Source organism: Chryseobacterium sp. KCF3-3, from assembly GCF_045865955.1.
Taxonomy (GTDB): domain Bacteria; phylum Bacteroidota; class Bacteroidia; order Flavobacteriales; family Weeksellaceae; genus Chryseobacterium.
Window position 1 is genome coordinate 5,085,614 of record NZ_AP035792.1, and the last position, 14,536, is coordinate 5,100,149.

A 14,536-nucleotide genomic window follows, 5' to 3' on the forward strand; every position below is an offset into this window, starting at 1 on the left:
TTTATTGTATCATCAGATGATCAGATGACCAGGACTACCCTGCAACTATCTCTTCTGTATATACAACACCTTCATAGCATGCATTGTAAATTGCTTTCAGTTCCTCCAAAACAGGTACTCTTGGATTGAACCCTGTACAAGGATCTGCCAAAGCATTGCTGGCAATATAATCAAGATTTTTATCCCAATCTTCCCTTGAGATTCCGAAGTCTTTGATCGCTGACTGATTGTTGACTTCAGAACGTAAAGTTTCAATAGCCTGAGCCAATTCTTCTGTAGTTTCTTTACCTATTACTCTTGCCAGATCAGGATAACGTTCTGTAGCCACAGCATTATAACGGATGACATTCGGAAGGAAAATAGCATTTGATGCACCATGAGGAATTCCATATAACGCTCCTACCTGATGAGAAAGAGAGTGAACAATACCCAACCATGCATTGTTGAAGGCTAAACCAGCCATAAATGAGGCATCATGCATATTCTGGCGAGCCTGGATATTATTTGGGTTTTCTACCGCTTCTTTAAGATTATCAAAAACAATCTCTAAACCACCTTTAGATAAAGCATCTGCGATATTGTTATCAATATTGGAAACATAAGCCTCTACACAATGTGTCAGAGCATCAAGCCCTGTATTGGAAGTTACATGTGCTGGCATTGAAGCACAGATTTCTCCGTCGATAATAGCAATATCCGGTGTCAATTCGTAGGAAACCACAGGATATTTTACCCCTTTTTCTCTATCAGTAATCACTGCCAGCCCGGTAGTTTCAGTTCCTGTACCACTGGTAGAAGGAATGGCAATAAATTTAGCTTTATTTCTCAAAACCGGAACTGTGAAAGGTTTAATCAAAGCATCAAATTCCACCTCAGGATATTCGTAAAACACCCACATGATTTTCGCAGCATCAATGGCGGAACATCCTCCTAAACCAATAATCCAATCTGGTTGAAAAGTATTCATTACTTCTGCACCTTTCAGACAGGTTGCTGATGAAGGGTCTTCTTCTACTCCTTCGAAAATCTGTGTTTCAATTCCGGCTTCATTAAGGTAAGCAATGGCTTTATCAAGAGTTCCGCTTTTTCTCATGGAACTTCCTCCTGTTACAATAACAGCTTTTTTTCCTTTGATATTTTTTAATTCATCAAGACTTCCCGCACCATGGAAGACTTCGCCTGCAATAAATAATTTGCTCATTTTTCTTATCTGATTTTAATGATACAAAATTAGACAAGCCTTCACAAGCCCTGTTATACAAACGAGACTATGCGTTATACATTTGCGCCAGTTCCTGTTGGAGTTCGGTGGGTGTTTCTTTGAGTTTTGCTTTTACAAATTTATTGAGGGCAGAAGGCGAATTAAAACCTAAATCGAAAGCAATTTCCTTATGGGAAAGGTCTGAAAACATCAGCTGACGTTTAATTTCCGTTAAAATACGATTATGTATGGCCTGAATAGCCGTCTCTCCACAATGCTTTTTGGTGATAGCGTTTAATTTTTTGGTGGTCATAGCCAATTCTTCTGCATAATACTGAACAGTTCTGTGTTGTTTATAATGTTCATTCAACAGCTTTTTAAATCTTACATACATGGGTTGATCTGCTGTTTTTTCATGTAAAACAGGATGCAGCCCGTGAATAGATTCAATAAGCCCAAGTAGAATAATTTTAATATAAAATCTGGCCTGTTCTTTCTTGATAAGGGTTGGCTGTTCGTAAATCTCTTTAATGATTGAAATGTTGTGTAAGCTCTGTTCAAAGTCTTCACGTGAAAGTATCGTACAGTTCAGGTGTGTAGAAAGATTAACATTATAGGTACTCAGTTCATTTTTCAGAATATCGGAACAAAACAATATTTCTTCAAACAAAATAATCTTGCCGATAAGATCTTCGCCGGAATCTGCCACAAAGTGTACCTGTTCCGGAAATATCACAGAGATTTTCCCAGCTTTCATCCAATGCATTTTATCTTCAATACAAACCTGAAGTTTTCCCTGTTCTACAATAAAAATACAAAAATGGTCTTTTTTGTGGGGTTTTGCATATTGGGCCAAATGGTCTTTATTCAAATCAAAAACCCGGAAAGATAGATTTTTATCTTCCAGTTTCTGAATATTTTTCTTAATCTCCAGTTTCTTCATAGTTCCTTTTACCCCAGCAAATGTAGGATTAAAAAAGGGATATCAACTATTAAATGCACCTCAAGAATATAACCAGGACCATCAAAAACAGCAGAAACTCGCAGTAATTGAGAGTTTCTGTTTTATAATTCAGCTATTAATAATCTGCCTGTCCTATCTCAAGCTTATTGATTTTCCCTTCTCTGTTAAAGTGAAATTTAAAATACGTTTTAAAATCACCGTATTCATCACTATGAAATGCTCCATAAACTGAGTTTCCATTATCCTCAACTTTATCAATGCTTACAAAGTTTTCAATAGTGATGGCGTGCGTTGAAAATTCTTTCAGATTTCTGGGATTACCGTCGTCCAGCAATACAGCATCTTCAGCAAAAAGAGAAGTCCATTTTTTAATATCACTTGCCTGAAAAGCTTCTACAGCCTGTTTTACGATAGTGTTTTTTATTTTTGAAGTGTCCATGCTCTTTATTTTTTTATGTGGGTGACCTTTATATCGTTGTCCGCAGGCACTCAGACTGCAGGTCATGATCAATATAATGCATAATGATTTTAAGATATTCATCCTATTATGTTATTGATTAGCTCCACCGTTGACCAGCAAATGCTGCCCGTTCACAAATGAAGAAAGATCACTGGCAAAGAATTCTGCAATATTGGCAACATCTTCTACTTCTGCCAGCCTTCCCATGGGACAACTGTCAATCAGTGATTTTCTCAATTCAGGATAACTTCCCTCTTCCGCAAAAATCCCTGAATGATCTACCGCAAAAGGAATGATTGTATTGACCGTTACTCCACGATGTCCAATTTCTTTTGATAATACATCTACCAGATACCTTGGAGTGGTTTTGCTTCCTCCATATACTGCCATACCCGGCACAGGAAAAGCTGTGGTACTGGATGCTACATAAATGATGCGTCCATTGTCTTCTACATTCAAAGCCGCCTGCTGCATGGTAAAATAAGCACCTTTGGTATTGATAGAGAAAAGTCTGTCGAACTGTTCTTCTGTAAACTGTGTTACAGGGGTTTCCACCATTTCAATTCCGGCATTGGCAACAACGATATCTATTTTCCCGAAAGCTTTTTTTGCTTCATCAAAAAGATAGTGTATTTCAGATACTTTGCTCACATCTGCCTTTATAGAAATAACCTTTCTTCCCATGGCTTTGATATTGCTTTCTACCTCATCTGTGGATGCTTTATCACGTGAATAATTTAATACGACATTGGCCCCTAAAGCAGCATAACGTTCTGCAATAGCCTTCCCTAAACCTCTTCCTGAGCCAGTAATAATGGCTACTTTATTTTGTAATGAATTCATTTTTTTAATTTTTAATAATGATTGTAATTGTTATTATTGAATATCTGGTTTTGATGTCTGTCTTTCATGGAGGATTTCAACCACCTTATTGTTCAGCCAGGCAAATACAAATCCTGCTAAGATGGGTATTAATAAATTGAATACAGGCAATGGTTCTAATGGAGGATGAACTCCGAACAGAATGATTAAGCCCAGAAACCAGGCAGGGATGTTGTTCAGTTTTTTTGTTCCCGCAAAGTAGGCTAATGATCCGATGTACAGGAAAACAGCCAAAGGAAAGCCTAATCCTCCAATCAACTGATGCAATCCGCCTGCAGTGATCTGTATGAGAATCGCCATTATCATTCCCAACATAATCTGTAAAAGCGCCCAAAGTGAGGTTTCTATCTTTTTACCGAAAATATAGAAACTGACCCATGCTACAAACATCACCCATGTAGGCCACTGCATCGAAAAAGAAACAGTAACGGCAACCGCTCCGAAAAATCCGAAAGCAACTGCTATTGGTAAAGTCTTCATAATTGTAATAGAATTTTGATATTACGCCATTGCACCATTGGCTCCAATGGTTTGTCCACTGATCCATTTGGCATCATCGCCTGCAAGAAAGACAACAATTTTGGCGATATCAGCTGGTTCTCCCAGACGGTTAAAAGCATTTAAAGAAGCCAGTCTGTCTATTACTTCCTGAGGCTTTCCGTCAGTAAATAATGCCGTATTGGTAGGTCCCGGAAGTATTGCGTTGACATTAATTCCTCTGCTGCCCACTTCTTTAGCGAATACTCGGGTTAGCTGTTCTACAGCTCCTTTGGTAGCTACATAAGTTCCATACGTTGGCATCATTACTCTCGTAGTCGTTGAAGAGAAATTAATAATACTTCCGTTGTCAGCAAGTTGAGTTGCTGCTTCTCTTAAAGTGTTAAATGTTCCTCTTACATTGATGTCGAACTGGCGTGAAAAGTCTTCATCAGTAGTATCTTTGATCAGCTTGGTAATCATGATTCCTGCATTATTAACCAATACATCGATTTTTCCATAATGGCTGATCGCCTGATCAAATAATTGCTTTACAGCTTCTGAATTACTTACATCTGCCTGGATTGCAATAGCATCACCTCCTTTATCTTTTATAGAAGCGACAACCTGTTCTGCGGCATCTTTTCCGCCTGCGTAGTTAACGATTACTTTTGCTCCCGCTGAAGCTAACTGTTGAGCTATTTCAGCTCCGATTCCTCTTGACGCTCCGGTCACAAGGATTACTTTGTTGTTTAATGTACTCATATTACTTTGTTTTTATCAATGTTAATTTGATAGGACAAAGTTGATACATTACGCTCCTCAGTAACGTACAAGAATGATAGGAGATGTTGCAAATTTCTAAGATTGCTTTCCAAAGTACTGCTTTCTATATTCTGCAGGACTGATTGAAGTATTTTTTTTGAAGTAATTGCTGAAATGGGATGTTTCAAGAAAACCTAAACGGGCTGCAATTTCTTTGATGCTGAGGGTTTCGTCCTGAAGCATTACTTTTGCTTCGGTAATTGCTTTATCAGCAATCCATGAAGTGATTGTTTTTCCGGTTTTGCTGCTGATAACGCTTGATAAATAATTAACATGGAGAGCCTGCAGATCCGCATAATCCTGAACCCTGAACTGGGTATTGGTCTTTCCACTGATCAGATCTCTGAAATGCTGCTCAATATTTTGTTTGAAGTTTTTTACAATCCGTGAACTGCGATTGCCTTCATAAATAGGATTATAGTCCTGAAAGAAATATTCTTTAATTTTCAGCAGCAGCGCAATCACAAGAGCACCGATAATTTTGTTTTTATATAATGAATGTCCTTTATATTCTTTATGAATCAAAGCATATAATTCTTCAATCTGGCTAAACTGGTCAGGAGTCAAAACACGGGGTGAAACTACTTCTGATAAAAGAAAAGAGAAGTCATTATAGACCTCTTCATGCACGTATTCCTTCAAAAATCCTTCCCCGAAGGTAATCAGACACGTATGTCTTAGTTTTTCCCATTCGAAAATCCTGTAATTGCCGGGGTTGGTAAAGTAAACTGTATCTGAAGTTACTTCGAATCTCTGATCATCGATTGTATAATGCCCAAATGCACTTTTAATAAACAAAAAACTGAAGTAGTTAGGACGAAAAGGTTCTGACCGAAACGGCAAATCCTGGAATGTTTCTTCCAGATAATGAATGGTAAACCCGGATTCTTCCTCCAGATAATCCACAGGAAGTCCCAGTTGCTGATAAAGTTCGCGCAAAGTGTGCACATTCAGATTACCGTTGGGCATTGCATTCAATTTCGGGCAAATTTAGAAATTAAATTGAGCTTGTCTTCATTTAAATTTCAATAAATAGCGTTTATTTATTCTCTGTATCTTCAAAATACAAAAGGAAAAGTACCTATGTATAAGTACTTTTCCTTTTCTATGGGATGTATGGATTACAATGATTTAAGCTTATATTTTATAAACCATAAGCTTCTATCCACTTTTGTTTTACCTGTTCTGTAATCAGATTGTATTCTTTATCTACTCCATTGGAAAGAGGATCTAGTGGTGTACGAAGTGGTCTTTTCCCTTTTTCTGTATTGACCAGTTTAAGGGCTCCATCTGCAATGATTTGTGGATCCGGAGCTGATTCCATAAAGAGTTTACCAAATACGGTCTGAATTTTCTGACTGATATCCACCACCGCAGTACCATAAGATTCCTGAATGCCCTCACGGTCTCCATTAACATGTGCCTTACCGATAATTTCCGTCATGAATCCTCCCGGCTCAAGCAGTACGGACTCTATTCCCTGCCCTATCAGCTCTTCATACGAACCTTCTATAAGGCCTTCCAATGCAAATTTTGTAGAATTATAAGCAGACTGTAATGGAAGTGAAATTCGGCCTACCTGACTGGAAATGGTGATGATAAGACCATCTTTTGCAGCTCTCATAATAGGTAAAACTTCATTATTCACTCTCAATGTTCCCCAAACATTCACATCAAAGAGCTTCTGGATCTGTGGTATTGAATAAGATTCAAGAACTCCTGCTCCATATATTCCTGCATTATTAATCAAAACATCAATTCTGCCATACTTTTCATATACTAAAGCAACAGCTTTTTTTACAGACTGATCATCTGTGATATCCATATCTACTACTTCTGTCTTCTCCAGCGTATTCAGATTTTTTGCATGTTCTGCGTTACTTCCAGTAGTATTTCGCATCGTAGCTATGACGATATGACCTTCTTTGTTAAATGTTTTTACCATTAATGCACCAAAACCGGTACTTGAACCTGTAATTAAGATTACTTTTTTCATTCTTTTTGTTCGTCTCTTTTTAATTATTGACTCTTTTTAACTCAGAAGAATACCGGCCGGAATTCTTTTCATTATTACAATATTTCCTTCAGACGGTCTATTCTGTCTCAGAAGAAAATACGTTAAAAATGATGTTGCAATTTAGCACAGATTTACTTTCCTTTGTATAGTACTTTCCCAAAGGAAAGCGAAATAATTTATAAGCGTATGTCTGTAAAAAAAATTAAATCAAGCTGCCTGGAAACGATCAAGCCTGTAAGGGACGCTTTGGACGTTTTAAGTGGCAAATGGAAGCTGGCCATCATTGTATCTGTATCTGTAGGCAATGATCGCTTTACTGATATACAGGACAGTATACCGGGTATTACTCCAAAGGTTCTGGCTAAGGAACTCAAAGAACTTGAACAGCATCAGCTTATCAAAAGAACTGTTATTGATGATTATCCGGTTAAAATCATTTATCAGCCTCAACCTTATTCTTCAACTTTAAATCCTATCATATTTGCTCTTAAAGACTGGGGAATTAATCATAAAAGAAAACTTTTTGAAGAAGGATTTACCATGAATGAAATAGGAGAAATTCCTCAATGTCTTCCTGAAGAAGGATAATAAACAACTGATTTAGTTGATATTAAAACAATTCAATATAAAAAAAACATAAAAAATTTGTTTTTGTGACCAATCGGTCATACCTTTGCATTGTTATTTTATATTATCATGACAAAAGGTGAAGAAACCAAACAATTCATTATAGAAAAATCGGCCCCTATATTTAATACAAAAGGGATCACTGCTACTTCTATGAGTGATATTATGGAAGCCACCAAATTGTCAAAAGGCAGTATGTATGTTCATTTTGAGAACAAGGAAGTACTTGCCTGTGCTGCTGTTGATCACAACCTTAAATTACTGAGTGAAAGACTTTTAAATAATTTAAGCAAATTCAAAACTTCTAAAGAGCAGTTATTCACATATATTGATTTTTTCAGTGATCCCAATCATCCTCCAGTAACCGGAGGCTGTCCTTTGTTAAATTTCGGAATGGAAGCCGACGATACCAATCCGGTTGTCAAGGAAAAAATAAACCGTGCTATCAAGCAGGGGCAGGAATTACTTTCCGGTATTATTGAAAAAGGAATTTCCAATAAAGAATTCAGAGCAGACTGGAATTCTGCAGATTTTGCAACGGTTCTTTTTGCAATGCTTGAAGGTGGACATTTGATCGCAAGAATGTCTGGTAACAATGAGAGAATGGGAGTTATTACGAAAAGTCTTAAAAAAATAATTGAGGAAAATTGTGTCTAAATTTTTTTACCCAAAACATGACCGATCGGTCACTTAAACTTGAAAACAAAACTTTTTAAAAAGTATAATCATAACAATCAATTAAAAACAAAACAATGTCAAAAACAGTTTTAATTACAGGAGCATCAAAAGGCTTTGGCAAAACATGGGCAGAAGCTTTTTTAGCAAAAGGATACAAAGTAGCTGCAACAGCCAGAAATGTAGAAACACTTAACGATTTAAAAGAAAAATATGGAGATTCCGTATTGCCTTTAACCTTAGATGTAGATAAAAGAGAGGAATCATTATCAGTAGTCCAGAAAGTACACCAACACTTCGGCAGCATAGATATTCTGATCAATAACGCAGGATATGCATTAACAGGTGCGGTGGAAGAAACCAACGAACAGGAAGCAAGAGCACAGTTTGAAACGAATTTCTTTGGAACTTTATGGCTTACACAGGCGGTACTTCCAATCATGAGAGATCAGAAAAGTGGTCATATCATTCAGGTTTCTTCTATTCTAGGATTGGCTACTTTACCAACCATGGGACTTTACAATGCGTCTAAGTTTGCACTGGAAGGTTTAAGTGAAACGTTAGCAACAGAAGTAAAAGGATTTGGAATCAATGTAACTTTGGTAGAACCTAATGGCTATGCTTCCAATATCTGGCATACAGGAATTAATACGCAAAGCAATCCGGTTTACGATGGGGTTAAAAAGGCTTTCTCAGAATCTGAAACTTCTTTTGGAGACGTAGAAGCTACAGCTCCGGCACTGATAAAGTTAGCAGAAACTGAAAATCCTCCATTGCGTTTATTACTTGGAAAAGTAGCACTTCCTTTTGTAAAACAGAATTACGAGCAACGTCTGAAAGTATGGGAAGAATGGAATGATGTATCTGTAGAAGCTCACGGATAATTTTCAAAAGAATAGATCCACAAAATAAGCTCCGTTTTTATAGAAGAACGGAGCTTATTTTTTATCCTTTTTTGAGATCAACCACTCACTCACTTTTCTTAGCGTTACTTTCCATCTGCTTCCTATTGATACTGTTTTCCTGTTCACCTCCTGCAATGTCTATTTCGCTGTGAAATATGACTACTTGAACAAATTACTCATTTCTCAAAGGTTTACAGGAGCATAATTTTGTCTCATCAAAAAAGAAAAACATATCTACAATCTAATATAATAAAGCAATGAAAACAACAATTTCAACCATCCTTTTAGCAGTAACTTTTACTTTAGGTACACCTGCTATTTCTAAAGCACAAAACAACAAGACCACTACTCTATCATCAAAAAATGACACAAGTATCCGTCCTTTTCACATCAGTATTCCGCAATCTCAACTGGATGATCTTAAAAAACGGATCTCAGAAACCCGTTTCCCGGATAAAGAGACAGTGAAAGATGCTTCCCAGGGAATTCAGATTGAGCAATTAAAAGAACTGATTACTTATTGGGGCAACGGATACGACTGGAGAAAAGTGGAAAATAAGCTGAATGCTCTTCCACAATTCGTAACCAATATTGACGGACTTGATATTCAGTTTATCCATGTTCGTTCAAAGGAGTCTAATGCAATGCCGGTGATTCTTACTCATGGCTGGCCGGGTTCTCCGCTGGAGTTTATCAATGCAATAGATCCTTTAACTGATCCTGTAAAATACGGTGGCAAGGCAAGCGATGCCTTTGATGTAATTATACCGGCCATTCCGGGATATGGTTTTTCAGAAATACCAACTGAACTGGGTTGGAATCCTGACCGTGTTGCCCTTGCCTGGGATGTTTTGATGAAAAGACTTGGCTACAAAAAATATGTTTCTGAAGGTGGTGATCATGGCTCCGTCATCTCTGATGCTCTGGCCAAACAGGCTCCTTCAGGTCTTCTAGGAATTCATCTTACCATGCCGGCTACTATTCCTGCTGAACTTGTAAAGCCAATCAATGCAGATGATCCTGCGCCAGCCGGACTTTCAGCTTCTGAAGCAAAAGCTTATCATGCCATGAGTACATTCTTTGGAAGAAATGCAGCCTATGGAGGAATGATGGTTACAAGACCACAGACCACAGGATATTTACTTTCTGATTCTCCAACAGCTTTAGCGGCATTCCTTTACGAAAAAATTGCAGAATGGAGTGAAAGTGATCTTCATCCTGAAAATGTAATTGGCCGTGATGCCATCCTCGATGATATTACCCTTTACTGGCTTACCAATACCGGAGCTTCTTCTTCACGCTTCTATTGGGAAAATAACAAGAATAATTTCAGTGCAGAGGCACAGAAAACAAAAGATATTAAGGTTCCTGTAGCTATTTCTGTATTTCCTCACGAAATTTATCAGGCTCCGGAAAGCTGGTCAAAACAAGCTTATCCTACCTTATATTATTATCATAAAGCTTCAAAAGGCGGACATTTTGCAGCCTGGGAACAGCCACAGGTATTTACTGAAGAGCTTAGAGCAGCTTTCAAAGATTTAAGAAAAAAACTTTAACAATCATAGGATCAATCAACAAAATCGTTTAATCTAAATAATAAAAATATGGAATTAAATACCATTCAGGAAGTAGAAAATACAACTGTAGTCAATATCAGTAAAGTGTTATATTCTGGTAATGTCATCGTAACGGGGGGCCGTAACGGAGAAGCAAAAAGCAGTGATGGCAAACTTGATATTGAACTGACACCTCCCGGAGCCAAGGGAAACGGAACAAATCCGGAACAACTATTAGCAGCAGGATGGTCTGCCTGTTTTATCGGAGCGATGCAATTAGGCTCTGCAAAGCTTGGAATTACACTTCCTCCAGACGTATCTGTTAATACCTCTGTAGATTTGGCCACCAATGATGATGGATTTTTCCTGCAGGCACATTTACAGATCCTTTTACCGGGACTTGCAATAGATGAAGCCAGAAAAGTTGTGGAAACAGCCCATGCGACATGTCCTTATTCAAAAGCTACGCGTGGAAATATTAATGTAAAAATAGATGTAGTAGTTTAGTTTTCAGAATGTTTATTGCATTTTGATTAAAACCTTCCCTGCCAAAAGCAAGGAAGGTTTCTATTGTATTAAAATCTGCCAGAAGTAAACAATTCGATATAAAAATATGTCTATTTAGCAGCTGTAGTGATTTTATTGAATGCATAAGGCACTACTCCTATTCCCAATGTGAGTAAAACACCAATGAGATCATTCAGCTTGGGAAAATCACTTACATCAAAATAGTTCCAGATGGCAAAGGTGGTGAGAACACACGCCAGACCTACAGACACTAACCCGCTTATAAACGCAAGAAAACGACTTACACTGGTATTAGGTTTTGGGGTATTGGGATCTTCAGTGTTGCTAGCTGTTGCGTCCGCGGCCTTCATTGCCTGCTGACTTTCAGTAGAAGCAGCTAAAAAAGCCACTCTTTGTTTTGTTCTTTCTACCTCCATCTGAACATTTGCATCCTTATCCAGGAGAAGATCTTTTAAAGATACTTTATCTTTTTTTAGTTTAAAAAAGACAAGACAGGTAATTAACAGGAAGAGTAAAATAGGCGAAATTGCAATCCACTTTTCAGCATCTGTGATAGGAATTGCTTTTGGTACACAAGGTGTTTCACCAGTTGGGTTTGCATAAATACCAACAGAAGTAAAAAGTGTGGTCAATAATAAAAGAAAATTCAATGGTCTCATAGGGATTAGTTTTGGGGTTGTTATGATTTTTTAAACTGCATCTGAATATACCTTACAGCATACAATGTATTTCATCACAAATTTTGTGATTATATAACAACCAGTCAATTACCCAAATGGGTAATATCCTATCAAAAACAATCCTGATATATAGCTTGAAAAACGATGTGTTTACATATATCTAAGCACCCAATTTTCCTTTATCAATTTCCAAAATTGACAAAATGAGGAACATCCGTGGCAAAGCTGTTCATAGGTAAAAGATTATTTCTGTTACTGTTAAAATCAAAAACAGAATTATTATCAAAAGGAACACGTGGATAATACATGAAAGAAATCTGAATCCTGTTGAAAACCAGATAAGGATTATTGATTAAAACACCTATTCCGATTTTTGTATTAGCTTTGGTTTTCAGTAGTTTATCATCAGGCATTCCCAGCCAGCCCACTGCGGTAGTTAAATAAGGACTGAAATGGAAATTCTTCCATGTTTTATTAATAAACAACTGGAGCTGATATCTTAACACTATTTTTTTGGTTCCGATATAATCTGCATTATAAACAGGAAACTCGTCTGCAGAAGAAAGGTTTATCCTATCTTTATAAGAGTAATTATGCTGCGGATTTCCCAAGGCTAGGGTTGGAGAGAAGAAATGTCTTGCTTTGGCAAATTTCCAGTCCATCAAGTTGGTAAAATAAGTTCCATCAAAGCGGAAAGATTCCCTGTTCTGGCTGTCTTCATTAAAAAACCTTCCAAACTGTGCTTTCACGGTGAAATATCCCAATTTGGTAAAACGGCCGTAAGATGCAGAAATTCCCACATACGGATTCACTTCTTTATTTCTTGATAAGCCTCCGGCAATAACGTTTAACGAATTACCATACGCAACATCCTCCGGCAAATCATACTGGAAAATATTCTTCTGAACTGAAAAGTTTCTCTGAATAAACCCAACAGACATCAGAAAACTGTTGTAAGAACTGAAATATTTATACTGATCAATTCCAGGGCTGTCTTTGTACTGATAATTCTGGAATCTTCCTATGATGGCAATATTACTGGATACTTTTTCACTAGGATCAGAGGAAACAGGAATCTGATAACCACCCCATAAATCCTGACTGTACACTTTGATCTGAACTTCAGGAAAAGTGGTATCCGTTTCTATCGGAAGTAAAACTTTTCGTAAAAAATATTCAAAAGTAAAACCTCCCGCCCACTTCGTTAAAGGTGAGAAAAAGTCTCTTCTAAGGCTGAAATTAATTCTTTCATTTCTCGAAAAATCCCTTTCCCCAAGAATCTGGGCATTGATATAAGTCCCAAAAAGATTATAAGTGGTATAGCTTCCTAAAAGATAATCCTGCTTTTCTTTAGAATCGTTTCTGTAAAGGAAGTCCAGAGTATGTCCCAGCCCCAGTACATTCTCTTCAGTAACTCCCAAACCAATTTTACTTCCGGAATAACTGATTCTTGGCTTCAGACTCCAGGAATCAAGAACCTTTACAACAACATCTATAGAATCTTTACTGGAAGTACTGTCTGAAACACTGATATTAACTCTGTTGATAAAAGGCATTGCTCTCAGCAAACGTTCAGATTCATAAAGCTTTTGAGCATTGTATTCTTCTCCTTCTTCAAAAAGCAAAAAATTATTAACTGTCGATCTTCTTGTACTGGAATGAAGGTGATCCTTTATCCAATCATACCACTTGCCTATTTCTTTACTGTCTTTAGAGCCATAGCCAAAAGGGTCAATGGTTTCTATCCTGACATTTCTGATAATTTTTTTGTTATAAGTGTTTTGCAAAAGTTTTTCAGTATTGGACTTAACGGATGTAGAATCCGGCTCTCTACGGAATATAAAGCGGTGAATGAATTTGGTAACTTTTCTTTTATCCGAAAATTCTTCTATTTTATAATAAAGTGAGTCTTTCTTCTCCTGTGCATTTAAAAAGAAAAAACCACTTAAAAAGAAAATCAGAGTTATAGTCGTTCTAGTCATTAGTCATCAAAATTCAATTCAGTTTGTAGTATCAATTTATACGCCAATAAGGCTTAAATACCTACCACATTTAGGAAATTTTTCTATGTACAGCTTACTTTATTTAATAGTCACATTTTTATTATAGCTTTATGTCAGATGAAGCCTAACATCGTTATTACATTCAGCGTGAAAGAAAACAATAGTAAAACAACCAATTCTGTCGAAAAACGGCTCTCTTTCTTGTAGATCTTGTTTATTATGAATGATAACCCTAAAAATAGTAATCCTGCCACCGTCAAAAAAATACTTCGGACTATTAATGCCGGAATAAATTCATTTTCTATCATCTGATTCCAATTTTCATTTGATCCTATCCAAAGTCTTGACGTTGTTATTAAGCATAGAAATCCAATGGTATAAATTACAGTTTTTAAAAGAAAAAAAGTGTTTGTTTTATTGATGTACTCCATTCAGATTATAAAATAATAAACTAAAATTATAAAAATTTTCCTTCTATAGCTTAAAAAAGAAATAAATCACTGCAATCCACTCTTTTTTATTTGAACTAAATAAGTTTTTATGTAAGAAAATTTATTTTCATTAATTCTTAAACTGAATTATTAATCCTGCATTCTATAAAATTGCTTTATCAAATTACTATCTTACTGTTTTATACTATTTTTCTATTCAAATTTCATTGTTTGAACAATATATCCAATCTCAAAACTAACTTAAATCATAAAACAATAGCATTCAGTACAGTCTTTTTTATTAT

The 14,536-nt window shown here is 36.6% G+C and carries 15 protein-coding genes; 5 read left to right on the forward strand and 10 right to left on the reverse strand.

The window, feature by feature from the left end; all coding sequences use genetic code 11:
* Positions 1-34: 34 nt before the first annotated feature.
* The 8 genes from ACKTTZ_RS22685 to ACKTTZ_RS22720 all read right to left on the reverse strand — a co-directional run bounded on the left by ACKTTZ_RS22685 (position 35) and on the right by ACKTTZ_RS22720 (position 6,805).
* Positions 35-1,201 carry an iron-containing alcohol dehydrogenase gene (locus tag ACKTTZ_RS22685; protein WP_407846679.1) on the reverse strand — a complete coding sequence of 389 codons (1,167 nt, stop codon included), beginning with the start codon at positions 1,199-1,201 and terminating at the stop codon, positions 35-37.
* 67 nt (positions 1,202-1,268) lie between these two features.
* Positions 1,269-2,144: a helix-turn-helix transcriptional regulator gene (locus tag ACKTTZ_RS22690; RefSeq protein ID WP_034696572.1), complete on the reverse strand. Its 876-nt coding sequence runs from the start codon at positions 2,142-2,144 to the stop codon at positions 1,269-1,271.
* A gap of 136 nt (positions 2,145-2,280) precedes the next feature.
* Positions 2,281-2,604: a nuclear transport factor 2 family protein gene (locus ACKTTZ_RS22695; protein WP_051934375.1), complete on the reverse strand. Its 324-nt coding sequence runs from the start codon at positions 2,602-2,604 to the stop codon at positions 2,281-2,283.
* A 111-nt stretch (positions 2,605-2,715) separates the two neighbouring features.
* Positions 2,716-3,468, reverse strand: a complete 753-nt coding sequence (locus tag ACKTTZ_RS22700; protein ID WP_034696576.1) for an SDR family oxidoreductase — start codon at positions 3,466-3,468, stop codon at positions 2,716-2,718.
* A gap of 33 nt (positions 3,469-3,501) precedes the next feature.
* The gene (locus ACKTTZ_RS22705; protein WP_034696578.1) at positions 3,502-3,987 is read right to left on the reverse strand and encodes a DUF1097 domain-containing protein; all 486 of its coding nucleotides are present in this window, start codon (positions 3,985-3,987) and stop codon (positions 3,502-3,504) included.
* A gap of 21 nt (positions 3,988-4,008) precedes the next feature.
* A complete protein-coding gene (locus tag ACKTTZ_RS22710) occupies positions 4,009-4,749 on the reverse strand; it encodes an SDR family oxidoreductase (RefSeq protein WP_253317373.1) in 741 nt (246 codons plus the stop codon).
* A 96-nt stretch (positions 4,750-4,845) separates the two neighbouring features.
* Entirely contained in the window at positions 4,846-5,778 is a 933-nt protein-coding gene (locus tag ACKTTZ_RS22715; RefSeq protein WP_034696582.1) for an AraC family transcriptional regulator, read from the reverse strand.
* A gap of 175 nt (positions 5,779-5,953) precedes the next feature.
* Complete coding sequence (locus ACKTTZ_RS22720; protein WP_407846680.1) at positions 5,954-6,805, reverse strand: SDR family oxidoreductase; 852 nt, start codon at positions 6,803-6,805, stop codon at positions 5,954-5,956.
* A 207-nt stretch (positions 6,806-7,012) separates the two neighbouring features.
* Between ACKTTZ_RS22720 and ACKTTZ_RS22725 the strand changes: the two genes are divergently transcribed.
* From ACKTTZ_RS22725 to ACKTTZ_RS22745, 5 genes are all read left to right on the forward strand, one after another.
* On the forward strand, positions 7,013-7,414 hold the full coding sequence (locus ACKTTZ_RS22725; RefSeq protein WP_051934372.1) for a helix-turn-helix domain-containing protein: 402 nt from the start codon (positions 7,013-7,015) through the stop codon (positions 7,412-7,414).
* Between the two features lie 108 nt (positions 7,415-7,522).
* Complete coding sequence (locus ACKTTZ_RS22730; protein WP_407846681.1) at positions 7,523-8,110, forward strand: TetR/AcrR family transcriptional regulator; 588 nt, start codon at positions 7,523-7,525, stop codon at positions 8,108-8,110.
* Positions 8,111-8,205: 95 nt separating this feature from the next.
* Positions 8,206-9,012: an SDR family NAD(P)-dependent oxidoreductase gene (locus ACKTTZ_RS22735; protein ID WP_034696587.1), complete on the forward strand. Its 807-nt coding sequence runs from the start codon at positions 8,206-8,208 to the stop codon at positions 9,010-9,012.
* A 278-nt stretch (positions 9,013-9,290) separates the two neighbouring features.
* Positions 9,291-10,589, forward strand: a complete 1,299-nt coding sequence (locus ACKTTZ_RS22740) for an epoxide hydrolase family protein (RefSeq protein WP_407846682.1) — start codon at positions 9,291-9,293, stop codon at positions 10,587-10,589.
* 48 nt (positions 10,590-10,637) lie between these two features.
* Positions 10,638-11,096, forward strand: a complete 459-nt coding sequence (locus tag ACKTTZ_RS22745; protein ID WP_051934374.1) for an organic hydroperoxide resistance protein — start codon at positions 10,638-10,640, stop codon at positions 11,094-11,096.
* A gap of 110 nt (positions 11,097-11,206) precedes the next feature.
* On the opposite strand, the gene ACKTTZ_RS22750 is transcribed toward ACKTTZ_RS22745, so the two are convergent.
* Both ACKTTZ_RS22750 and ACKTTZ_RS22755 read right to left on the reverse strand, forming a co-directional pair.
* The gene (locus tag ACKTTZ_RS22750; RefSeq protein ID WP_407846683.1) at positions 11,207-11,776 is read right to left on the reverse strand and encodes a hypothetical protein; all 570 of its coding nucleotides are present in this window, start codon (positions 11,774-11,776) and stop codon (positions 11,207-11,209) included.
* Between the two features lie 203 nt (positions 11,777-11,979).
* Positions 11,980-13,779 (reverse strand): hypothetical protein, encoded by a 1,800-nt coding sequence (locus ACKTTZ_RS22755; protein ID WP_407846684.1) that lies wholly within the window; start codon positions 13,777-13,779, stop codon positions 11,980-11,982.
* Positions 13,780-14,536 lie beyond the last annotated feature (757 nt).